The organism is Xenorhabdus bovienii SS-2004, assembly GCF_000027225.1.
Classification (GTDB): domain Bacteria; phylum Pseudomonadota; class Gammaproteobacteria; order Enterobacterales; family Enterobacteriaceae; genus Xenorhabdus; species Xenorhabdus bovienii_C.
The window spans coordinates 2897596-2922328 of record NC_013892.1 but is presented as its reverse complement, the minus strand read 5'-3'; the positions used below and the strand labels follow the sequence as shown (position 1 = coordinate 2922328).

14 protein-coding genes are annotated in these 24733 nt (G+C 45.9%); 12 read left to right on the top strand and 2 right to left on the bottom strand.

The window, feature by feature from the left end; genetic code table 11:
- The first annotated feature begins 5 nt into the window (after positions 1 to 5).
- The gene (gene purF / locus XBJ1_RS12500; RefSeq protein ID WP_012989352.1) at positions 6 to 1523 is read left to right on the top strand and encodes an amidophosphoribosyltransferase; all 1518 of its coding nucleotides are present in this window, start codon (positions 6 to 8) and stop codon (positions 1521 to 1523) included.
- 48 nt (positions 1524 to 1571) lie between these two features.
- Entirely contained in the window at positions 1572 to 2156 is a 585-nt protein-coding gene (locus XBJ1_RS12495) for a UbiX family flavin prenyltransferase (RefSeq protein ID WP_012989351.1), read from the top strand.
- Here the strand turns inward: XBJ1_RS12495 and XBJ1_RS12490 are convergent.
- Positions 2153 to 3067: a TIGR01777 family oxidoreductase gene (locus XBJ1_RS12490; protein ID WP_012989350.1), complete on the bottom strand. Its 915-nt coding sequence runs from the start codon at positions 3065 to 3067 to the stop codon at positions 2153 to 2155. The two genes, XBJ1_RS12495 and XBJ1_RS12490, sit on opposite strands and share 4 nt — an antisense overlap.
- Positions 3068 to 3207: 140 nt before the next feature.
- Complete coding sequence (locus XBJ1_RS12485; RefSeq protein ID WP_038199056.1) at positions 3208 to 3828, bottom strand: glutathione binding-like protein; 621 nt, start codon at positions 3826 to 3828, stop codon at positions 3208 to 3210.
- Between the two features lie 205 nt (positions 3829 to 4033).
- Here XBJ1_RS12485 and yfcD point away from each other — a divergent pair, with 205 nt between their 5' ends.
- The 10 genes from yfcD (at position 4034) to XBJ1_RS12440 (ending at position 24717) form a co-directional block, all read left to right on the top strand.
- Positions 4034 to 4567: an NUDIX hydrolase YfcD gene (gene yfcD, locus XBJ1_RS12480; protein ID WP_012989348.1), complete on the top strand. Its 534-nt coding sequence runs from the start codon at positions 4034 to 4036 to the stop codon at positions 4565 to 4567.
- An 834-nt stretch (positions 4568 to 5401) separates the two neighbouring features.
- Entirely contained in the window at positions 5402 to 5785 is a 384-nt protein-coding gene (locus XBJ1_RS12475) for a DUF6347 domain-containing protein (protein WP_038199054.1), read from the top strand.
- A gap of 547 nt (positions 5786 to 6332) precedes the next feature.
- Positions 6333 to 13157 (top strand): type I polyketide synthase, encoded by a 6825-nt coding sequence (locus tag XBJ1_RS19095; protein ID WP_012989346.1) that lies wholly within the window; start codon positions 6333 to 6335, stop codon positions 13155 to 13157.
- 145 nt (positions 13158 to 13302) lie between these two features.
- Positions 13303 to 17667 (top strand): beta-ketoacyl synthase N-terminal-like domain-containing protein, encoded by a 4365-nt coding sequence (locus tag XBJ1_RS12465; protein ID WP_012989345.1) that lies wholly within the window; start codon positions 13303 to 13305, stop codon positions 17665 to 17667.
- Positions 17664 to 20744 (top strand): PfaD family polyunsaturated fatty acid/polyketide biosynthesis protein, encoded by a 3081-nt coding sequence (locus XBJ1_RS12460; protein WP_012989344.1) that lies wholly within the window; start codon positions 17664 to 17666, stop codon positions 20742 to 20744. Before XBJ1_RS12465 ends, XBJ1_RS12460 begins: the two co-directional genes overlap by 4 nt.
- A complete protein-coding gene (locus XBJ1_RS12455) occupies positions 20741 to 21508 on the top strand; it encodes an SDR family NAD(P)-dependent oxidoreductase (protein ID WP_012989343.1) in 768 nt (255 codons plus the stop codon). The genes XBJ1_RS12460 and XBJ1_RS12455 overlap by 4 nt, the downstream gene beginning before the upstream one ends.
- Before the next feature lie 92 nt (positions 21509 to 21600).
- Positions 21601 to 22833 carry a thioester reductase domain-containing protein gene (locus tag XBJ1_RS12450; RefSeq protein ID WP_012989342.1) on the top strand — a complete coding sequence of 411 codons (1233 nt, stop codon included), beginning with the start codon at positions 21601 to 21603 and terminating at the stop codon, positions 22831 to 22833.
- 119 nt (positions 22834 to 22952) lie between these two features.
- The gene (locus XBJ1_RS12445; protein ID WP_038199053.1) at positions 22953 to 23756 is read left to right on the top strand and encodes an amidohydrolase; all 804 of its coding nucleotides are present in this window, start codon (positions 22953 to 22955) and stop codon (positions 23754 to 23756) included.
- 12 nt (positions 23757 to 23768) lie between these two features.
- A complete protein-coding gene (locus XBJ1_RS21805) occupies positions 23769 to 23912 on the top strand; it encodes a hypothetical protein (protein WP_012989340.1) in 144 nt (47 codons plus the stop codon).
- Positions 23913 to 23967: 55 nt separating this feature from the next.
- Complete coding sequence (locus XBJ1_RS12440; RefSeq protein ID WP_012989339.1) at positions 23968 to 24717, top strand: AMP-binding protein; 750 nt, start codon at positions 23968 to 23970, stop codon at positions 24715 to 24717.
- Positions 24718 to 24733: the final 16 nt, after the last annotated feature.

Below are 24733 nucleotides of genomic sequence, written 5' to 3'. Positions count from 1 at the left end.
ACTACATGTGCGGTATTGTCGGTATCGTCGGTTTTACACCGGTTAACCAGTCGATTTATGATGCATTAACGGTGCTTCAGCACCGTGGGCAAGATGCAGCAGGCATTGCAACTATTGATGGTAACAATGAGTTCCGTTTACGCAAGGCCAATGGTTTGGTCAAGGACGTGTTTGAGACACGGCACATGCTGCGTTTACAGGGAACAACTGGGATCGGACACGTCCGTTACCCAACAGCGGGTAGTTCCAGCGCCTCTGAAGCGCAGCCTTTTTACGTGAATTCGCCCTTTGGTATCACACTGGCGCATAACGGCAATCTGACAAACGCACATAAGTTGAAAAAAATGCTGTTTGAACATGCACGCCGCCATGTTAATACCACATCAGATTCTGAAATCCTGCTCAATATTTTTGCCAATGAACTTACCCAATTCCCGGATTTTCCACTGGAGCCAGATGATATCTTTGCGGCGATTGCAGAGATGCACAAAAAAATCCGTGGAGCTTATGCCTGTGTTGCCCTGATTATTGGACATGGCTTGGTGGCTTTCCGTGATCCGAACGGTATCCGGCCTTTGGTTCTGGGGAAACGTGTGCTGGAAGATGGGCGCAATGAATATATGGTCGCATCGGAAAGCGTGGCACTGGATACATTGGGTTTTGAATTCCTGCGTGATGTGGCTTCTGGCGAAGCGATCTATATCACTGAAAAAGGGCAGTTATTTACCCGCCAGTGTGTAGAAAATCCTGCATTAACGCCTTGTTTATTCGAGTTTGTCTATTTTGCCCGTCCTGACTCCTTTATTGACAAAATATCAGTATATAACGCGCGGTTACGGATGGGCCGGAAACTGGGCGAAAAAATTGCCCGCGAATGGGAAGATCTGCATATTGATGTCGTGATCCCTGTTCCTGAAACGTCTTGTGATACCGCACTGGAAATAGCCCATATTCTGGATAAACCCTACCGTCAGGGGTTTGTCAAAAACCGTTATGTGGGGCGCACCTTTATCATGCCCGGCCAGCAGGAACGCCGCAAATCGGTTCGTCGTAAACTGAATGCCAATCGTGCTGAATTCCGTGGTAAAAATGTCTTGTTGGTAGATGATTCAATTGTACGTGGTACGACCTCAGAGCAAATTGTGGAATTAGCTCGCGAAGCTGGCGCTAAGAAGGTCTATTTTGCTTCGGCAGCACCGGAAGTTCGCTTCCCGAATGTCTATGGTATAGATATGCCTAATGCTAATGAACTGATTGCCCACGGTCGAGAAGTTGATGAAATTCGCCAGCTCATTGGTGCTGATGCGCTGATATATCAGGATCTTCGCGATCTTATCAACGCGGTGCGTGAAGAAAACCCTGATATTGAAAAATTCGAATGTTCTGTATTTGATGGTATCTATGTTACGAAAGATATCGACCAGATTTACCTCGATTATCTGGAGAATCTTCGTAAAGATGATGCCATGAAATTGCGTGGGCAGAGCGAAATTGAGGATCTGGAAATATATAATGAGGGATAATAACATATTTATTATCATCAAATTATTTCCAGTATCTCAGAGGGAAGCATGAAAAAATTGATTGTCGGGCTGACGGGAGCAAGTGGCGCGATTTATGGCGTCAGATTATTGCAGGTCTTGCAGTCGGTTGAGGGCATTGAAACGCATCTGGTTATCAGCCAGTCTGCCCGGCAAACATTGGCTCTGGAGACGGATTATACGCTGCGGGATGTGCAGGCACTGGCTGATGTGGTGCATGATAACCGCGATATCGCTGCTTCTATCTCTTCAGGGTCATTTAAAACCTTAGGGATGGTTATCTTGCCCTGCTCGATAAAAACCCTGTCGGGTATCGTGCATAGTTATACTGATGGCTTGATCACCCGTGCTGCTGATGTTGTTTTGAAAGAAGGACGCAAGCTGGTATTGAGTGTCCGGGAAACGCCTCTGCATTTAGGGCATTTGAGATTAATGACTCAGGCGGCTGAAATAGGGGCGGTGATTATGCCGCCTGTGCCGGCATTTTACCACCGTCCCGATCATATTCAGGACATTATTGACCAGACGGTCAACCGAGTACTCGATCAGTTTAATATCGAGCTGCCACAAGATTTATTCAACCGGTGGCAGGGAGCGAAACAAATTGAAATTTAAGGTGAATTAGCTTCCTCCTTTAATAAATCTTTGAAGGCTTCCTCTAATTCAAAATAGCGGAAGCCGAATCCTCCTTCTTCCAGCCGCTTGGGAATAGCCTGTTGTCCACCTAAAACCAGCATAGCAGCCTCTCCAATGATTATTTTTAATACAAAAGCAGGCATGCGAATGAAAGCGGGGCGATGCAGCACGTTCGCCAGTGCTGCACTAAACAGATCATTATGCACAGGATAAGGGGCTGTCATGTTGAATGGGCCGCTCAGTTCAGGTGATACCAGCAGGTAATAGATACCATTGACCATATCATCAATGTGGATCCAAGGTATATATTGCTTCCCATCACCCATTTTACCGCCTAAACCCAATCGAAATAGTGGCAGCATTTTTTTCAGCACTCCGCCGTTACTTGCCAGCACAATTCCTGTCCGCAGCAGGCACACTCGGGTTTTTTCACTTTCTGCCTGTAATGCCAGTGTTTCCCACTGCTTACAGAGCTGATGGGCAAACTCGTCATGAGGAAGATCATTTTCAGAGACTACCGCTTGCCCCTGATCACCGTAATAGCTAACGGCTGAACCGGAAATAAATACAGAAGGCGGAAATTCACTGGCATTAATCAAATGACTTAATTTCTCAGTGAGTTGCCAGCGGCTTTGACAGAGTTTTGTTTTTTGTGCTGATGTCCAGCGCTTATCTGCAATGGGTTCACCAGCAAGATTGATGACTGCATCAAAATCATTCAGGTTATTTTTATTATTCAGTGTTGCCCAACATTCAACTTGTTCGGAGAACAGAGAATATACCTTTTGTGGAGAACGGCTCAAAATGGTGATGGAATGGGAAAGCGAAAGTAATTGGCAAGTCAATCGATAACCAATCAGCCCCGTACCCCCAGTAATTAAGATACGCATAGCCACCCCCAGTGACCAAATAGATAGTCGATTATTGACTATAGCAGGGGATGGCCTGCGTAACAGCGAAAAATGCTGTTATCTGTTAGCAGTATCAAGTTTTTCGGTGAAAAATTTTGTCGTTAGCCGAGTAAGCATGATTAGCCATTGTTGTATGCGGCTTGTGTTGCAGGGCGTTGTTCAATTTTCTTAAGCCATTTTTCAACCGCAGGGTAATCATTCAGATTAATTTTTTGATGTTCATGACATCTAGCCCACGGATAGGTAGCGATATCGGCGATGCTGTACTCATTTCCGCCAAGATACGGCGTTTTTTCCAGTTGGGTATTCAGAACATTGACTAAACGCCGTGATTCTTCCATATAGCGATTAATGGCATAAGGTACGACTTCAGAAGCGTAATGATTGAAATGGTGATTTTGGCCGAGCATAGGGCCAAAGCCGGCAACCTGCCAGAATAGCCATTGCAATTGCTGATTGCGTTCACGTACATCCTTGCTTAACAGTTGACCGGTTTTATTCGCCAGATAGAGTAGAATAGCGCCTGACTCAAAGATGGAAATGGGTTCTCCTCCATCGGCGGGTTGGTGATCAACAATTGCCGGAATTTTATTATTAGGCGAAATGGCCAGAAATTCGGGTTTGAATTGTTCTCCGGTGCCGATATTGATTGGGTAGATAGTGTAAGGTAGGCCGGCTTCTTCAAGGAACAATGATATTTTATAGCCGTTTGGCGTTGGAGCATAATATAGGTCTATCATATAACCTCTGGTAATAATAACGGATTGGTAAATATAGTTTCAGTACATTACCACTGATTTGAGTTGTCTGTAAAATGCCACCCATCCGTCATTTCACTGTGCGTGGATTTATTTTATTCAGTTATGGCAACCTTTATCTTTGGCCTTTTAATTAGGCGCGTTACAGTAGAAACTGGCATGCAAATCGTTTATTAAGGTTTTTGGGATGGTGGAAGAGAAATCAGCAGGTATTGAGTGGATTGATATCGTCAATGAAGGCAATGAAGTGATCGCGCAGGCGACTCGGCAGCAGATGCGTAGCCAAAACTTGAGGCATCGTGCGACTTACATTGTTGTGCATGATGGTATGGGCAAAATTCTGGTTCAGCATCGTACAGAAACGAAAGATTTTTACCCTGGAAGATTGGATGCAACGGCCGGTGGCGTGGTCATGGTGGGAGAAAACATGCTTGATTCTGCCCGCCGGGAAGCAGAAGAAGAGCTGGGGATCGCGGGTGTGCCTTTTGCTGAACATGGTATCTTCTATTATGAAGAAAAAACCTGCCGGACATGGGGAGGGTTATTCAGTTGTGTCAGCCACGGGCCGTTTGCATTACAGGAAGAAGAAGTCTCGGCTGTTTACTGGTTGTCGCCAGAAGAAATTACTGCCCGTTGTGATGAATTTACGCCGGATTCTCTGAAAGCCCTGTCTTTGTGGCTAGCGCGTAACAGACAGAGGGAACTGCCTGAAAATGGATGACGTAATGACTTTCATTACCCCTTAATGTGCAAGCTCCTCTTTATGAGGAGCTTTTTATTTGTCTCTTTTGCAAGTTAGCGGTATGAGATCTAGTTGACATTATGATTGATGAGCTTGGAATATATCCCTTATGAATATTCAGGTTATTGCTGATTAATTAATATATGTATGTGAATAAAAATGAATAAAATAGTTTAGTCTATTGTTTTAAAAACGCCCTTTATAAATTAGAGAATTTTACTATTCACAGTGATTAAAAATAAAAATTATTATATGCAGCATAGAATTCAATTAAATAAAAATTCTAAGTAAATTAAATCAATAGATATGATTAAAGCATTAATTTCAAATCATGAAATATCAAATATTCATTACTGAATGATTCTGATTGATGAGTTTATGGTAAAAATGATTAGGTAAGTATGATTAAATAAGCATGACAATATAATATTGATATTATTTATAAAATCATACATTAGGTATGATATTTTCTTATGGGTCTGTTAAAATAAATTATCGGCAATAATTAACTAATCTTCTGTATTGTCATGGTTTAATATTCTTTTTTTTGCCAGTTTACCAGTAATTGCGATTTTATATATTAATGGCTTGTTATTAACTATTTGTTTTTTTAAAAAAAATCAAAAACACATACGATTCAGGTGATTTTTTTAAGGAATTGAAAGAAAAATAAATTAAAGGTATACCAATATAGTGTTAAGGAAAAACATCAGAATTTTATGTTCCAAATGATATTCATAATCAATTTTGTAACATGGGAAATGATAAATATAAGATGATCACCTGTCAAAATTGTAACAAGGAAAAAGCTTTATGATTGCATTTAACCTCAAAAGAGGTCTAACTATGATAAATTACGCTAATTCTTTTTGGTGTAAAGCTATTAATATTGCTATTGTTGGTGTAATTTACTTTTTCCTGATGAATATATCGCGAGTTGCTTCATCTATTGGCGATTATCTGATCTTTTTTTTATTTTTTTCTTGCATTCAAATTTCTGTTGAAATAATTTATGATAATATCAATAGCTTTTCTTCGAAATACCTTAATCAGACTCTGTTAAATAATGTTATGGCACTAATTGAAGTTAAGGGAAATTATCGAGGTTTTTATCAGTTGTGGGGACTGATTACCTCTATGTACTGGTGTTTCATTTTTTATAAATACTACCTATTTACTCCTTATTATCAAAAATAAGAGTTTTGTCATGGCTTTTTAGTGGTTTTTTACTTTGTTTATTTTTCCATAACGTTGTTATATTAGTTTTGAATTATTGTCCTGCTGATTTTTTGTTGTAATCTATTTATGAACGTTATTGTTTCGATAATGGTATTTTAATTAGTCAGAGTGGTCTATATTATTTTGTAATGGTCTTTTTGTATTAAATAGCAAAGAATACTGATCGATATCAAAGAAAGCATATTATTTTTAGATAAAGATAATTGAAATTTTTGGCAGTATAAAAATAGCTATAACAGGCAGAGTAAAAGTAGCTATAACAGTTCAAAACACTGTGCTACGGAAAAAAGAATAAAAAAAATTACCCCAGAAAAATATATATAATATTCTTGTAAGAATATTACGGTAATCTACTTTGGCTAATATATGATTCGATCATATATCAAGGAGGTATTGGGTAGATACAGAATTATTTTTTCTGGTTGAGTATGGCGGTGAAAACACTCACTCAGTATATAAATCTATGCTGTTTACGGGGGTGTTTTATTCAATACACGAGGAATGTATGTCTGAGACATATTTTTTGCATGATAGGAAAGTTCGTGGGGATATAGCGATTGTTGGTATGGCCAGTCATTTCCCGGATGCACCGGATTTGTATAAATTCTGGGAAAATATCATCGGCAAAAAGGACTCGCTGACTGATGTCTCTACCATGTTAGGAGACGAATATTGGCAAAAAGAGGATTTTTACGATCCCAACCCGGCAGTGGCAGATAAAACCTATGGCCATCGTGCTGGCTTTGTGCCTCCGATTGACTTCGATCCGGTGGAGTTCAAAATTCCACCCGCGATTATTGACTCAATTAGTACGGCGCAGTTGTTTGCACTCTATGTTGCTAAACAGGCCATGCTGGATGCGGGCTTGGTTGGACAGGAGAATAGCAGGGTAGACCGTGATCGTATCGGCGTCATTTTAGGTGGCGCAGGAAATGGCAACACGTCATTTTCACTGGCTTCACGCCAGCAGGCACCTTACTTACGTAAAATTATGGTCAAATCCGGCCTGTCAGAAAAAGTGGCAAATGACATCATCGAACGGATGCATGGCATGTACCTTGAATGGAATGAAGACAGTTTCCCGGGGTTTTTGGGTAACGTCGCTTGTGGCCGGATTGCCAGTTATTTTGATCTCGGTGGCACGTCTTATATGGTAGATGCTGCCTGTGCCAGTAGCCTTGCGGCAATTAAGGCCGCTATCGGTGAACTGCATTCTGGTAGTTGTGATGCCGTGTTAACAGGTGGCGTCAATTTGGAAAACTCCATTTTTTCATTCCTGTGTTTCAGTAAAACACCGGCATTGTCAAAAAGTAATTTGTCCCGTCCTTTCGATCAGAGTGCTGACGGTATGATGCTTGGCGATGGCGTGGGAATGCTGGTACTGAAACGTCTCGAAGATGCGGAACTGGATGGTGACAGAATTTATGCTGTCATCAAGTCCATTGAAGCTTCCAGTGACGGCAGAGCCAAGAGTATTTTTGCCCCTCGTCTGGAAGGACAGGCCAAAGCCTTGAGGCGGGCTTATGCCAGCGCAGGGCTCTCGCCCAATGATATTCAATTGGTTGAGGCGCACGGCACGGGTACGGCATCAGGTGATGATACAGAACTAAAAAGCTTACACACTGTGTTTGGTGAATATCAGGTGCCTGCAAAATCGGTGGCAATTGGCAGCATCAAGTCTCAGATCGGCCATACTCGTTGTGCAGCGGGTGCTGCGTCTATGATGAAAGTCGCGTTGGCACTGCATCATAAAGTCCTCCCTCCCACTCTCAATGTGGATAAGCCGACAAACTTGCTGAAAGCAGAAAACAGCCCGTTTTATGTCAACAGCGAAGCCAGGCCATGGTTGCGTTCATTCAACAGTGCACCGCGTCGTGCGGCACTGAGTGCCTTTGGTTTCGGTGGCACCAATTTCCATGTCATTCTCGAAGAGTATGAAAAACATACACATGGGCGTTACCGGCTGAATGAATCACCTTGGGTTATGCTGTTTAAAGGTCATAATCCGGCGGAATTGCTTGCACAGTGTGAAGAAGCTCTGACCCGTTTCAGTGGTAACTTGCCTGATATCGCCATCCGCCAACATCTTGAGCAGCAGGACATTGACAGCTTACAGCCGCAACAGGCCAGAGTGCTGTTTGTCTCTCAATCCGCAGAACAGACCGTTGAATTGTTGTCGATTGCCATCAAACAGTTGCAGCAGAATAGCACTCATGGTTGGGAACATCCGCGCGGGATCTATTACCAGCCCCAAGGAAAAATGCTGGATGGCAAAATTGTTGCTCTGTTCCCCGGTCAGGGGTCGCAGTATGTCAACATGGCGCGCGATATTGCCAACGATTACCCTGAAATGCGGCAATCGCTGGAAACACTGGATGAAGTATCCATCAGCGAATTAGGGCATGAATTATCGCCAGTGGTTTATCCCGTACCGACCTTTTCAGATGACGAGCGCCAGATACACCAACAACGGCTGACGGACACGGCTAATGCCCAGCCCGCATTGGGTGCTATCAGTGCCGGTTATTTCAATATTTTGAAAGGGATGGGATTCGTCCCTGATTTTGTTGCCGGACACAGCTATGGTGAAGTCACGGCACTCTGGGCGGCAGGGGTGTTTTCCGATAAGAATTTCCACCGCGTTTCTCTTGCCAGAGGCTGGGCAGCAGCATCTGCCAGCGATCACCGTGGGGCAGATACTGATGCTGGCGCAATGCTGGCCGCGTCGCTCAACTCTGCACAACGTGCGCAGATCCTGGAACGCTATAGCGGCATTATCATTGCTAATGACAACTCTCAGCAGCAGGTGGTATTCGGCGGTGCGACACCCCTGATCCACCAGCTCCATGATGAGTTGAAAAAGCGTGATGTGCACTGCCGTATTCTGCCGGTTTCAGCCGCTTTCCATACCGCATTTATCGAGCCGGCTTATCAGCCTTATCGTGAACGTCTGGCAGGAATCAATTTCCAGTCACCGCAATGCAGACTGTTCTCCAGTGCAACAGCGGAACCGTATGGAAATTCTCCACAGGCGATCCGGGAATTGTTAGCGGAGCAATTGATCAAGCCAGTGCAATTCCGCCAAACCATTGAAGCCATTTATCAGGAGGGGGGTCGGTTGTTTGTCGAAGTAGGGCCTAAAGGGGTCTTGGGCAAACTGGTGGCCGATATCCTGAAAGATAAAGAACATGAGGTTATTTCCGTTAATCCCAATGACAAAGGGGAAGATCGGTTACAGTTTGCCCGTGCTCAAGCTAAATTGCTGGCGGTAGGTGTCAAACTCAGAGAAATAAATCAGCACATACGGCCCCAACCGATGGCAGAAGACAAAAGCAAACGTCTGACGTTCAGAATGAGTGGGGGTTTTTACCTGTCCCAAAAAAATAAGGCACGACGCCAACGTGCGCTACGTGATGGCGACAGCGCGATTGTCGAACAATTTATCGCTGAATCTGCACCTGTACCGATGGCTCCGGTTATGCCTTTGCATTCCCAAAAAGAAGTCAACATCAAAGAAGAACATTCAGGCAAAGAAGTCAAACCAACACAAGAAGTACATCCAACACAAGAAGTTGTGGTAGAAAAAGTTGAAAATAAAGTCGAAAAAATCGCCGAAAACAAAACAATTTCTGCCCAATTTATTCAACAAAATATGCTGACAATCATTCAAAGACGAGAGAGCACGATGGAACAGAACAATCAGTTGAGTGAAAACGTAGATGTAAACATGTTAAATGGACTGTTGCAGGCTCAACAGGTCATGAGCCAGCTTCACCAACAATTTCAAGCTAACCAGAAAGACTATATTCAACTGCTGGGAATGTTGTTGGATAAACAATATACCCTGCTGGAAACCTGTAAGGATCATCAGAACTTGCCGAGCATGTTATCCAGTCTGAGTCAAAGCGTTCAATTACTGGACAAAAATCTTGAGTTGTATCATTCCAACCATGAACACTATTTCATGGCTCAACAAAGCTTGTTCCAGTCTGGTCAAGTGACACCGATGATAGCACCCACCCATCGTACGTCATCGCCGGTGGTGGATTATTCTGCTCTGGCCAAAGTGACCACTTCGGCGACAATAGCGTCTGCTCCAGTATCAACGCCAATTCCAACTCCGATTCCGACAACTGCCCCAGCAGTGAAGGTTGACACGGCTCCTGTACAGGCCAAGCCTGTGGATCCGATAAAGGAAATTGAGCCAGTGCGTTCAATGATGCCAGAAATGCCTGTCATGCCATCAGTGGTAGAGGAAGCTGTTAAACCAATAGTGAATGACACACCTGTCAGTCAGCCTACACCTGTAGTGATTGAGACAAAGGCGAAAGTCCTTGATCCGAAAGTAGAAAAACAGTTCCAGATCTTGTCACAAATCACTGAAGAGAAGATTGTCAACCAATTAATCTCCATCGTCAGTGACAGAACCGGTTACCCGCAGGATATGATCACGCCAGAAATGGATCTGGAAGCTGATTTGGGTATTGACTCCATTAAGCGGCTGGAAATCTTTGGTGCAATGTTTGACGCGTTCTCTGCGAACGTGGGTCTTTACAATGAGGCTTCTAGAAATAAAGATCTGGAAAACTTCGAAGTCGATTCCTTGAGTAATATCAGCAAGATGGGCGTGTTCTTTAAGCAAATGCTTGACGATGTCATGAATGACTTGCTCGGCAACGGGGGTGATGAAGCCGTAGCAGAGCAATCACCGCCATCAGTCGAAACCCGTGAACATGAAAACACCAAAAGCAACGTTGTCCCTGATAGCGGGGGAGCAACAGGCAAATTACAGTCTCTCGGGTTTTTCACATCAACAGTAACTTCACCTGAGGCTGACAGCGTAAAAAAGCCATTAGCTGAACCGCAACTGATTGTACCTTCTGTGGTTCAGCCTGTACTAAAGAATGAAATTGTCTTAAATGAAGAAGAGTCTTTTGCCGGCTCACCCGTTTCGCGTTTTGCCGTGGTGAAACAATCCCTGCCTATGCCAGATCGTCTACAGGGGGTGTTTTCATCCCCTAAACGCTGGCTGGTCGTTGATGAGGGGACAACCACCGTGGATGACGTAGTGAACGCACTCAGGCAACAGGGACAGCAGGTTGCTGTCCTAATGCTGAAGCAAAACCCGGCGGTGATGGAGAGTGAAGCTGCGTTAGACGCGGCTTTAGCAGACATTGAGCAGCAACATGGCACGATTGAGGGCGTTATTTACTTGCAGACACCTAAGCAGAGCGTTAAGGCGTTAGCTGAGGTGTTCAATGAACAGGATTACCGCTCAGTTGAAACCACGTTCCTACTGGCAAAACGTCTGCAAAGAAGCCTTAACCATGATGAACAGAAAACGGGTTATTTTATGGTTATCATGCGCGGTGATGGTGAGTTACTCACCTCTGGGCGGGAACACTTGTCTATCGTTTCGGCTGGGCTCACAGGGCTGACTAAGTCGCTGAATATTGAATGGAAAAATGTCTTCTGCCGAACAGTCGATATTGATGCCAGAGTCAAGGACAGTGATGCGGCGAAGATGGTGGTAGAAGAGCTTCAAGATAGCCGGACGGATATGGGGGAAGTGGGACGCGGCGTGAATGGCGAGCGTATGACATTGGCACTGACAGAAGAAAATGTACTGTCAGCGGCATTCGTCAATCAGGTCAATGCGGGTGATGTGCTGATTGTGACGGGAGGTGCCCGTGGCATTACCGCACAATGCGTTATTGAATTGGCGAAACAGAGTCAGGCCACTTTTATTCTGCTTGGGCGTACGGATATCACCGAACCATTACCGGAATGGGCAGAAGGCAAGACGACGCAGGATGAGCGCAAAACTGCGGCTATGGCTTATCTGAAAGCGCAGGGTATTCAACTCACACCTGTTAAGATTAATGGGATGTTGAGCCGCTTGACGCATCTTGATGAAATCAATGGCACATTGCAGGCAATCAGACAGGCTGGGGGACGGGTCATGTACCTTCACTGCGATATCACTGATCTAAAGCAGGTGAAAATCGCACTGACCAAAGCACAGCAGCAACTTGGGCAGATAACGGGTCTGATCCATGGTGCCGGCAATCTGGCGGATAAGCGAATTGAAAAGAAAACACTGGCGGATTTACATTCGGTCTTTAATGCCAAGGTCAAAGGGCTGGAAAACCTGTGCCGCGAATTAGACTTTACATCCCTGCGCCATATTATGTTGTTCTCATCGGTTTCCGGTTTCTTCGGCAATGCCGGGCAGGCCGACTACTCGTTGGCGAACGAAACACTGAATAAATTTATCTACCTGCCTTTCAAGGGTAAAAACAGTCAGATAATCCGTTCAGTGAACTGGGGGCCGTGGGATGGCGGTATGGTCAGTGATGTTCTCAAACGGGTATATGACGCACAGAATATGGCGATTATTCCGCTCGAAGAAGGCACTCAACGTTTTGTGCGTGAGTTCCGGGATCCCGGTTCACTCCAGATCACGATTGGCGGGGCAAACTACAAGGCTGAGAAGACAGTTAAGGCGTTGGGGATCGGAGAGCAGGTTGACCGTCAATTGAGTCTCGATAAGAACCCGTTTTTGTATCACCATGTTATCGAGGGTAAATCCGTATTGCCCATGACGGCGGCGATTGCCTGGATGGCGCGGATCTGTGAAGATCGTTTCCCCGGTTATAAACTGGAAACCATCACTGATTTCAAGGTTCTGAAAGGTATTGTCTTTGATAACACGCTGGCTGAATCTTACTGTGTGGCATGGGTTCCGAATACATTTGATGAATCGGGTGATGGGCGGCTGGCACTGGATGTTGTCATTACCAGTAAACGAATGAAACATTATCAGGCGACCTTGATCCTGAGCCTGCAAAGCCGTGAAGCGCAGCATGAAGTAGTCGGTATCGATCTGAACGCAGAGGTTCCGCAGACGCTGCCATTCTATGACGGTGTCGGGGGAGAGGGCATATTGTTCCATGGGGAATCATTCCATGGTGTCCAGAAAGTCGTCCATGTTGATGATGATAATATTACATTGAAGTGCTGTGTTATGCCGGTACAGCTTGAAATGCAGGGGCAGTTCTCGACCCGTTTATTTAATTTGTTCATTAACGATATTGCTTTTCAGTTGCCTGCAATATGGTTTCTGCAACGAAATGAAATGTGTTTACCCAATGCAATTGAAAAAATAGAACAATATGCTGAGTTGAAGTTTGGTCAGGAATTCTACGCGTCAATTGAAATCAAGCACCAAATGTCAACGGAAATAATAATAGATATTATTTTTTATGATGAACAAGGCTATATTTATAGTCGGTTTCATAATGCAAAATTTACCGTGTTTGTTGAATAGAGGAAATTATCTTTCCTCAGTCAACTATCGAACAGGGTGAATAGCGAAAATAATTAATCGTTATAATTAGAAAGCAGATTGATAATATACCTGAGCGAAAGTATTCGCTCAGGGAAACTCTGTCATATTCAGGAGTCTCTCCTAGATGGAAAATATTGCAATTATTGGGATGGGGTGCTTATTTCCCGGTGCAGATACCCTTGAGAAATATTGGGATAACTTGCTGCGGGAAAAGGATTGCACAACTCCCTTATCTGCTCTGGAACTGGGCGTAGATCTGGACTGTTATTATTCTCCGGTTGCAGGTAAACCGGATACAATCAATTATGTTAAGAATGGACATGTCCGGGATTTTCATTTTGACGGCAAAGGATATAACTTGCCGGAAGAAGAATTAAATTCGCTGGATAATTTATTTAAATGGACTATTTATTCTGCTGAGCAGGCATTGAATGATAGTGGCTATCGCCAACATAAAACAGTTTTAGAAAAAACCGGATTAATTCTCGGTAGTATTGGTATGCCGACTCATTCAACCAAACGATTAATGAGTCCTTTTTATCAAAAAATATTGCAACCTTATATTCAGCAATTAATCGGGCGACCTGATTTTCATTTTGATTCGGTTTGGCCACAAGCAAACCATTCCGATCAGAATTTAATTACGGGTGGACACAATGCCACGATTGCAGCGCTGGCACTGGGGTTATTGGGTCCTCGTTATTGTCTTGATGCTGCCTGTGCATCAGCACTGTATGCCATCAAACTGGGGATAGATTATCTCCTCAGTCATAAGGCTGACATGATGCTGGTTGGGGCGATTTGCCATACAGACCATATCTATATCGATCATGGTTTCAATATGTTGCAGGTATTCCCTGCAAAAGGGGAATCCATTCCTTTTGATAGATCATCCAAAGGGGTGAAAGCGGGCGAGGGAAGCGGCATTGTTGCCATCAAACGCTACTCTGATGCGATACGTGATAATGACAAGATTTATGGTGTCATTGAATCGTTCGGTTTGTCCAACGATGCGGGGGCGAAACACTTATTAGTGCCAGATCTACAGGGGCAGCGTATCGCTCTGGAGCGCGCCTATCAGGATAATCCGCAGCGTGTTGATTATGTTGAATGTCATGCGACCGGTACAAACATTGGTGATCAAGTCGAATTATCGACAATTGAATCCTTCTTTGGTGAACGTGGAACAATGCCATTGATTGGCGCCAACAAAGCTATCAATGGCCATATGCTCACCGCGTCAGGTATGGGGGGGTTACTGAAAGTGCTGTTGGCTATGCAGCATAATATGATCCCTGCCACCCCGCGTGTCGAACAATTGGTTTCGACACAAAAAGGGCTGCTGAACATTGATCACGTCGTGCGGGAAGCCAAACCCTGGCCTGTCAGCAATGGACCTAAGCGTGCCGGCATTAACGCCTTTGGTTTTGGTGGGGTCAATGCGCACATGGTCATTGGTGAAGATACACCTGAACGGCGGGCAGCATGCACACAGGCGAAGTTGGAGAACCGTCAGAAAATTGAGCGTCTGTCTATCGTCGGTATTGGTGTGCATATGGCGAAAACCGAAGATGGCAAAACGCTGGATCAGACATTGCAGCAAGGGATACAACATTTTTATCCCCTGCCGAAAACCCGCTGGATTGGCATAGAAAAGCGTCACGATGTCTTGGCAATGCAGGGGATCAGCCAACCGCCTTTAGGCTCTTATATTGAAACGTTTGAATTTGACTGCAAGCACTTCAAATTGCCGCCCAATGTGGTAGGTGCGCATTTAAGCTGCCATATGTTCTTGTTGCCCATCGCGGAACGTGCCTTTATTGATGCGGGTTATACGCTGAATGGCAGTAAACGTAATATCGCCGTCATTGTAGCAGGAGGCGTGGACTATAGCTCTTTGCGCTATCAGGCACGTAATGAAATTAGTTGGCAACTCAGCCAGAGTTTGGCCAGCAGAGGTATTCATCTGTCAGAAGAAGATACCGTAGCCTTGCAGGAAATCGTTAAAGATGGCCTGTTTCCTAAACCTTATCCTGAAGGTATTACCGGCGGTATAGGTAATATTGTAGCAAGCCGTCTGGCGGCTCATTTGAAGTTGAATGGCCCGGCGTTTACGCTCTATGGAGAAGAAAATTCCCCGTTCAAGGCACTGGAATTGGCTCAGTTCATGTTGAGCAGACAGCATGTTGATGCCGTCATGATTGCCAGCAGCAGTTTCGGTGGCAGTCTGGAAAATGTGCTGTGGGATCATCAATCCAATCACGGTAACCAAATCGTTGGCGATGCGGGTGGTGTGATTATTCTTAAGCGTGAACAGGATGCTATTCGTGATAATACGCCTGTTTATGCTGTACTGGATGGGCTCAGCATCACCTATATGCCTGATCACTCTATTGATTTCAAAGGAAACGAAGACGCGATTCTGGCGGCAGCGAGATCCGGATTAGAAGCAGCAGGTTGCACAGCCGATCAGATTGATTACATTGAACTGTATGCAGGTGGAAAACCAGGCGAAATCGCCGCTGAAATGTCGGCATTAGGTCGGGTTTATGCTTCACAAAACAGGCAACTGACCGCCACTATCGGCACCGTTAAGGCCAACTACGGACATTTGTTTATGACCACGGGCCTGCTTGGAATCATCAAATCTGCGTTACAGCTTACACAGCGATACTTACCGGCACTGCCAGATTATCCGCAGCATCAGGAATTGGCGCATTATGCAGAAGGGAAATTCCAACTGCCGGCTCATACCCAATCCTGGCCTGCACCGGCAACAGGTCCCCGCCGTGCAGCAATTAGTCATTTGGGTATTGACCGGGCTTACAGTCATGTGATCTTAAGTGAACCACAAAGCGGAAAGCGCGCTCGCCCAACGAGTCGTCCAGAGTCAAATCAGGCAGGCTTAAAAGTTCTATCGTATACCGCAAGAGAAAAAACCGTTGAAGAGTTAATCCTCAATGAACAGACATTGGCGCGTTTTGCGTCACTGGCTACGGCTGCACATGTCAATATGGCGGTGACCCCGGCAGATGCCGAAACAAAAGTGGTATATCCCGAAGTATCAACCCTGACGATGCCATTGCCGATGGAACTTAATCACTTCATACGCAATGCCCATACTCAACTGCATTACCTGCAATTGGAGCAGACGTATTATCAGTTGCTTAAACAGCATCTGGCGGAGCTGCCCTTAATTCAGTCTACAACCACAGAATCTGCATTGGTTGCACCGACGAAAAAGAGAGTGACAACCTCACCCGTCGTTTTCGACGAGCAGCAAGTTCTGGAATTGACAGACGGCAGTGTAGAAAAAGTTTTGGGTGCTGATTATGCCGAAGTCGATAGCTATCCGATACGTACGCGTATGCCATCACCTCCTTTCATGTTTGTTTCGCGCATTACGGCACTTTCTGCCGTCAAGGGCAAGTTAGAACCCTGCTATATCGAATGGGAATACGACGTGCCTGAAGATGCGTGGTATGCCGTAAATGGCCGTGTGCCATCGTTCGTCGCGCTGGAATCGTCCCATGCGATGATCGTGGCGTTTACGGTGATTGGTTGTGACCTGATGTTCAAAGGACAGCGCTGTTACCGTGCGGTGGACTGCAATACCACGATTTACAGCGAGATGCCGAAAACGGGAGATGTGTTGCGTGGCCGCGTCAATATCACCTCTGTTGTGCGGGTAGGCGGCTTGATTCTAGTCGCTTATGAATATCTTTGTTATGTGGAGGAACGTCTGGTATTCCGGCTGGTGGCCAACTCCGGTTTCTTTGGCCGCAAAGAAATTGAGAACGCAGGTAACTTTGATACCAGCGCTTATTTCGCCAAAGGCAAAAATGGCATTCCAGCAAAACCCTTTACACCGTTGCTGCACTGTGATCGGACAACATTCAATGAGCAGGATATCACTAACGTCATGAATGGTGATCTCGCTGCCTGTTTCGGGTCGCAGTATCAATATAACCGGGAAGGCAAATTATGCGTCCCGGATACCCGCATGTTAAGTCGGATCTTGAATGTCGATACAGCGGGTGGCGCATTCGGTCTGGGGCAGATTGTGGCGGAATTAGATATCGATCCCGCACATTGGGCATTCAAAGCTCACTTCAAGAACGATCCGGTGATGCCGGGGACTTTACTGGTAGAAGGCTCTGAACAATTGATGAAGTTCTATCTGTTCTATCTCGGACTGAACTCACAGCCTGATCTGGAAGTGCATACGCTGACTGAACATACATCCGGTGCCAAATTCCGTGGTGAAGTGAAATGCGAACGGGATGTGGTGCAGTTCCGGCTGACCTGTAAAGCCATTGATGCCCTCTATTCTGATGACAAGCTGGAGTCTATTACTTTGTTTTTCATTGCGGAGACGCTCTATCGCGGCAATGTAGTTGGCGTGAGTGACAACATGGGCGTGAGATACGAGCGACGCCAGCCACACCAGATCATGGCGGCAGAACTGAAACAGGAAGCTTTAAAATGAGTCAGCGCTTATCTGTGAATCAATCGAACCATCAACTGACAGCGTTACCGCTAACGATAGGGATCTCCCACTTGCAGGCGTTGTCGACTGAACTGCGTGTCGTAAAGGTGGGTGAATCAATATCACTGTTATTGCCAGATGACATAATAGCAGAACAGACGACCCTGCTTGGTCGCCTGCCAGCAGTGACGGCAGGCAGTTTGGGGGATGCAGGTTTCATGGCGGATTACGGCGTGAATTACGCCTATTACGCGGGTGCGATGGCAAATGGCATCCACTCTGAAGAAATGGTTATTGCGCTGGGAAAACAGCGCATTCTTGGGATATTTGGTTCAGGTGGCCTGCGTATTCCACGGATTGCTGAGGCGATTGCCCGTATCCGGCAGGCATTACCCGAAGGCCCATTTGGTGTCAACCTGCTGCATAACCCGGGTAATCCTGAGTGGGAAATGGCCTGTGTACGTCTGTGCATAGAAAATCAGGTGCGGGTGATTGAAGCCTCGGCTTACATCAACCTTAGTTCGGCGCTGGTCTATTACCGCGCCAGTGGTCTGGTACAACAAGCTGACGGCACTATCTTGCGTCATCATCGTCTGATTGCCAAAGTTTCCCGTCGCGAAGTCGCTCAGAACTTCCTGCGGCCAGCGCCGGAAAAGATTTTGCAAAAATTACTGGCAGAGGAGCTTATCACACCTGAGCAGGCAGAACTGGCTCGCCAAATACCGATGGCAGATGATATCACGGTAGAAGGGGATTCAGGGGGTCATACTGATCAGGGCGTGCTCGCCTGCATTTTTCGTTCAGTCGTCCAGTTACGGGATGAAATTGCAGACGAAACTCAGCATGACTATCAGGTGCGGATTGGTGCGGCGGGCGGTCTGGGAACACCTCATGCCATTCTGGCCGCTTTTGCTCTGGGCGCGGCTTATGTTGTCACTGGCTCGATCAATCAGGCTTGTGTGGAAGCCGGCACATCCCGCGCGGTGAAAAAAATGCTGGGGCAGGCTCACATTAATGATGTTGCCACTGCACCCTCAGCGGACATGTTTGAACTGGGAGCAAAAGTACAGGTACTGAAACAGGGCAGTATGTATGCAGTGCGAGCACAGAAATTATACAATCTGTATAAGCAGCACGACAGTCTGGACACCCTGCCTGTACAGGAAATCGCTCTGCTGGAAAAACAGATATTCCACAAACCACTGACGGAAATCTGGCAGGAAACTATTGCCTATTTCCAGAGTATTCACCAACTGGACATCATTGCCAAAGCGGAAAAACAGCCGAAGACAAAGATGGCGTTGGTGTTCCAATGGTATCTCGGCCAGTCATCCCGCTGGGCGATCACGGGTGATCCAGTCCGCAATCTGGATTACCAGATCTGGTGTGGTGCGGCGATGGGTGCCATGAACGAATGGCTGCAAGGAACGCCTTTTGAAGCAGTGGAAAACAGGCATGTCAGCGACATTGCCCAATTGCTGATGAAGGGGGCGGCTTATCTCACTCGCATTACCCTACTTGAATTATTCAATGTTGCTGTTCCTGAGCAGATTAAACGGTATCTACCGTTGCATTTCTACACGGGCGGGGAAAATTCCCCGCCAAATGAATTTAGTCATGAACCATCTAACGACGATCTTACTGACCACAGTCAGGTTGAGAATCGTCATCTTAATTTAATGTCAATTCAAAAATCACAGGTGAGGGGTAAAGAACCTATGGACGCTTCAACAAAACTGGTATTGGATAATTCAAAGGACTTTTATAAAAAATGTTGGGAGCTGATGCCTGGTGGTACGCACTACAACTTTGGTGATCCTGAGCGCCCGCTGGTGATCCCTTTCAACCGTGGGCGCAATTCCCGTGTATGGGATTTGGATGGTAATGAACATCTTGATCTGTTCTGTAAATTTGGTGCATTACTGGTTGGACACCACAATGAGGCTTATAACCAATCCCTGATCGAATATATGGGTAAAGTGACTTCAGTTGATACCTGCGATCTGGAAGTGGGTGTCTGCGAAACGTTGGTTAAACATATTCCCTGTGCAGAAATGGTGCGTTTCTGCCTGAGCGGAACAGAAGCAGTACAGAATGCGTTGCGTCTTGCCCGTGCCTTTACGGGCAAAAATCGCTTTATTCGCTTCCACGGCCATTACCACGGTAACGCCGACAATATCATGGGCTGGCGTAAAAAGCAGGATCTCACTTACCCCGTACCAGAGCAGTTCAACGGGGACCTGCTGGATACACTGGGACGTGATCCCAAAATCATGGTAGACCAAACGTTCATGTTGCCCTGGAATGACATTGATGTTCTGACGGCGACTATTGAACGTTATCACAATGAAATCGGCGCTGTTCTGATGGAACCTCTCTGCATCAATGGTGGCGGGATTTTCCCGGAAGAAGGTTATCTGGAAAAAACCAAAGCATTATGTGAAAAACATAACATTGTGTTGATTTTTGATGAAATCATCACGGGTGTTCGTTTAGGACTGGGGGGAGCACAAAAAATACTGGGCGTGACACCACATCTGGCGACCTTCGGGAAAGCTCTTGGCGGCGGCTCCATGCCAATCTCTGCTATTGTCGGTCGTAGTGACATCATGAACCTGTACACCCGTGGAAAAGTGATTCATGCAGGCACTTTCAACGGTTACCCACTGGGTCTGGCAGCAATTCAGACGACCTTTAATTTGATTGAACAAGATCCCGGCTGCTATGACCGTATGGGGAATATCATGCGTCAGATCTCCGACGTGTTCGTGAAAGCGGCCAAAGCGGTTGACCTGCCACTCGTGGTACAGGGAATGCCAACCGCGCTGGTTTATCACTCCCAGAGCATCCCCGTCAGTTCTACGGAAGGCTACAGCGATAAAGTCAAATTCTGCGACATCATCATTCGTGAAATATCCAAACGCTATGGCATTCAGTTCTCACCATTGTCTCGCATGTACTCTAACCTATTGATGTCACAGGATGACGTGCGTTTCTTCGAAGAGAGGATCTTTGATGCGATGGTAAATGCTCGCAAAGTCATTGATATCGCATTCAAAGAAGGAATTGATGCATGAGCCGACAAATTGCTGTCGTCACTGGGGCTGCGGGGGGATTCGGCACAGCGATTAGCAAGGTGTTGCTGGATATTGGTTATCTGGTGGCGGCAACGGATGTCAGCAGTCAAAAACTGGCGCTCCTGAAGGAGCGTCTCGGACACCCTGAATCCCTTGCAACCTTTGAAATGGACGTAACTGACTTAGCCTCAGTAGAACAGGCGGCGCAACAGATTGTTGAAACATTCGGTGACACCATTACGGTGCTGGTGAACAACGCAGGCATTATTAATCGGGCATTCTGTCTTTCCGGCCAAGGGTTTAGTGAGACAACCAAGGTTATAAACGTCAATTTGATAGGTGCTTTCAACAGCACATCAATTTTTGTCCGCTACATGGCGCGCCTGAAATATGGGCGCATCATCAACATTGCCTCGGTTGCGGGCATTTGGGGAGCGGCAGGTAGTTCCGCTTATGGCGCTTCAAAAGCAGGTCTGATCTCTGCGACAGAATCCTGGGGGCGTGAATTGGGTCCACTGAATATCAGTGTGACAGCCGTTGCTCCGGGGGTCTGTAAAACCGACATGCTGGAGCAGTTTGTGGAATCAGGCCCGATGGAGTCGGCGGGAGAGGATAAGGTTGTACGTTCCATTGTTCCGGTCGGGCGTTGGGGAACGCCAGATGACGTGGCTGAAGTTGTGGGATTTTTGGCGAGTTGCAAAACTAACTACCTCAATTCCGCAGTGATCCCATTGGATGGCGGAATGCGTGTCGGAACGTTATAGCCGCGCAGGGGAATAAAAAGTTAGGAAGATCAGGCGCTTTTCTGCCTGATCTCATACTTTCGCCGCTATGTGATGACTTTTAGGGGATAAATATGTTCGACCATAATAAAAAGGACGTCAGTAGTATCTTGCTTACCGGTGCAACTGGCGTGATGGGGGGAAGGATCCTTCTGGAAATTCTGACGACGACGGATATTGAGGTTTACTGTCTGATACGGGCAGAAAACAGCCAGCAGGCAATGGAACGTCTGAAAGGTATCTTGTTTGCTTATGATCAGGAAAAACAAAGTGAGCACACTCATCATCGGATTATTCCGGTACTGGGGGATGTCTCTAAAAAAAGATTGGGGCTGACACAAGAGCTTTACCGCGAACTGGCTGACAAAGTTGACCGGGTCATTCATTGCGCTGCTAACGTTAGTCTTGTGGCGTCTTATAAAAAGATTGCGCCTGTTAACGTGCAGGGGACACAGAATGTCATTGATTTCTGTCTCCGGGGCAATGTAGCGATGTTGCATGCTTCCAGTTTCAGCATGGCAGGGGATCGCCTGTATAAGGACGGTTTTGTCCTGCATGAAACAGATCTGGACGTGGGGCAACGATTTGATGACATGGATTACGAACGCTCCAAATTTGAGTCCGAAAAAATTATTCACAGTGCCGGAAAAAAAGGGCTGAAGTGGGTGATTGTGCGCCCGGGCAACATTTGGGGAGAAAGTACAAATGGGCGTTACCCATTAGCGCATACGAAGGTCAAGGGCATTTATTACGAAATGGTTAAGGCATTAGTGGAAACTGGTCTGACGTTCAATGCACAGGACGATTTTGATATCACTCCTGTGGATTACGTGGCGGAAGCCTCGCTGTATGCCATTTTCAATATTGAGAAATTTAATGGGAAGACGCTTAATCTGACTAATCCTAACCCGATTACGTTCAATGATATCGTCTCTTTCCTGCGTGATTTTGGTTATCGTATTGATACCATTAACATGAATGATTACATGGAAGCACTGTCACAAAACCGTCTGTACCGTTATGACCAGCCTTATCGCTCGGTTTTTACCGATCTGCTGGGGCTATTTTATTCCGGCATGGAACTGACCGAAAAAGCCAAATATTCCACACAACTGACAACTGAATTACTCAGTGGCAGTGGAATTCAGTGCCCCCTGTCGGATAGAACGTTACTTTTCCATTACTTCAATTACCTGGTCGAATGTGAGTTTATTGCGCCGCCACAACAGCAGGGAGAAAGGGCTGAAATACGGGAAGCATCTGTACGGGGGAGTTATCTGGAACAACTGTTTGATGCTGATTTGTAATGAGGATATACGAGGCGACATGGCTGCATCTGGATCCTGATCTTCTTCAAGGGTTGTTTATAAAACAATCTAATAAAAGACAAGTAATGACAGAAATATGTATTGAATCGGAGCTTGCAATGATTGAACAAAATCTTAAGGTGACGTTGGTTCAAACCGATTTGGTTTGGGAAAATGCAGAACAAAACCGTGAACATATCGAACAGCACATCGATCAGATCACAGGTAGTGATCTGATTATCTTACCGGAGATGTTTACCACGGGTTTCAGCATGAAGCCACAGGCCATTGCTGAGACAATGACAGGGCCAAGTATTCAGTGGATGAAGGCGATGGCTGCCAAGAAAGATTGTGCCATTGTCGGCAGCATCATTATCACGGAAAACCAGCGCTTTTATAACCGTCTGCTGTGGGTTAATCCCGATGGCTCTGTCGCTCATTATGACAAAAAACATCTCTTTACTTTCGCCCAGGAAGATCACGAATACACCGCAGGCAATGCCCCGCTGGTGGTGAATTTTAAGGGTTGGAAAATCGCTGCCTTTATCTGTTATGACCTGCGTTTCCCCGTCTGGTCGCGTAACGTCAATGGTCATTATGATGCGGCGATCTACATCGCCAGCTGGCCGGCAAGACGTTCGGCTCACTGGTGCTCGCTTCTTCAGGCTCGCGCCATTGAAAACCAGAGCTACATTATCGGGGTTAACCGTGTTGGGCAGGATGGCAACCAACTAGACTATGACGGCCACACCATGTTGATCGACCCACTGGGTGAAATACTGCTGCACGAAATGAATCACGAAGTGGTGAAAACTGTGCATCTGTCACTCTCCCATGTGCAGGGTGTCAGGGAACGTTTCCCATTTCTGAAAGATGCTGATCTCTTTGTTTTGAACAACGATGTGTTAGGAAATGATACCTAACGTAACTCTGCATTGTTGAAGGAAGATGGCTACTGCCGCCTGTTTCACCTCGTTGAAAAGAATATTCCTCTGGGAGCAGCAGCATTAGCCATCATGATCGTATTGTTTGGGAACATCGTCCTGATGCTGAATCAAACTCACTCCATCCATACCTAATAGATTTCCAGTTGCAGCCGACAAAGCCAAAACTGGAAAGATAAGAGGGATAACAATGAAATTTGCCGGAGGTCGTATGCATATGCAAAAACATACATTTCAACCCAAAGCCCCCCTGGAGCAAAAACAGTTGAGATTGACTCAGACATTGCATCAGGCGTTTGAGCAGAAGGTACAGCGCTATCCACACGCCATTGTGCTGAATACTGAGAACGGGTTGGGGCTGACTTATGAGCAGTTTAATCAGCGAGCCAATCAACTGGCGCACTATATCCTGCAAATCAAACAGCAGATGGGGGAAACGGACGCCTTTTCACCCGTTATCGGAATCTGTCTGGAGCATGATGAAGAGATGCTGGTATCCATTCTGGCAATCCTGAAAGCGGGACTGGCTTACCTGCCCATTAACAGCACCCATGGAGCGGAAAGAATCGGTTTTTACATTGAAGATGCGGGTGTCAAGCTTGTCATTGGCGTCTTGCAGTATCAATCACTATTTGATGAAAGTAAGGTAGATTACCTCTGCATTGACAGCGAAAAAGCCTTTATCCAGACCATGCCATTACATAACCCGGATGTGAGTATTCATTCTGACTCATTGGCTTGTATCGCCTACGTATCTAAGACTGCCGGTGTCTCGAAAAGCGTTGACATATCCCATACCAGCGCGATGCGACTGAGTGCCATGAGATTGCTTCGTGCTGAGAAACATCATCTTGATTTGACAGAAAATAACTCGACAGAAAATGACATTTGGACACTGCTTGACGCCAGTACTTTTGAAGTTCACACGATGGGAAAATGACGTTACCAATATTTAT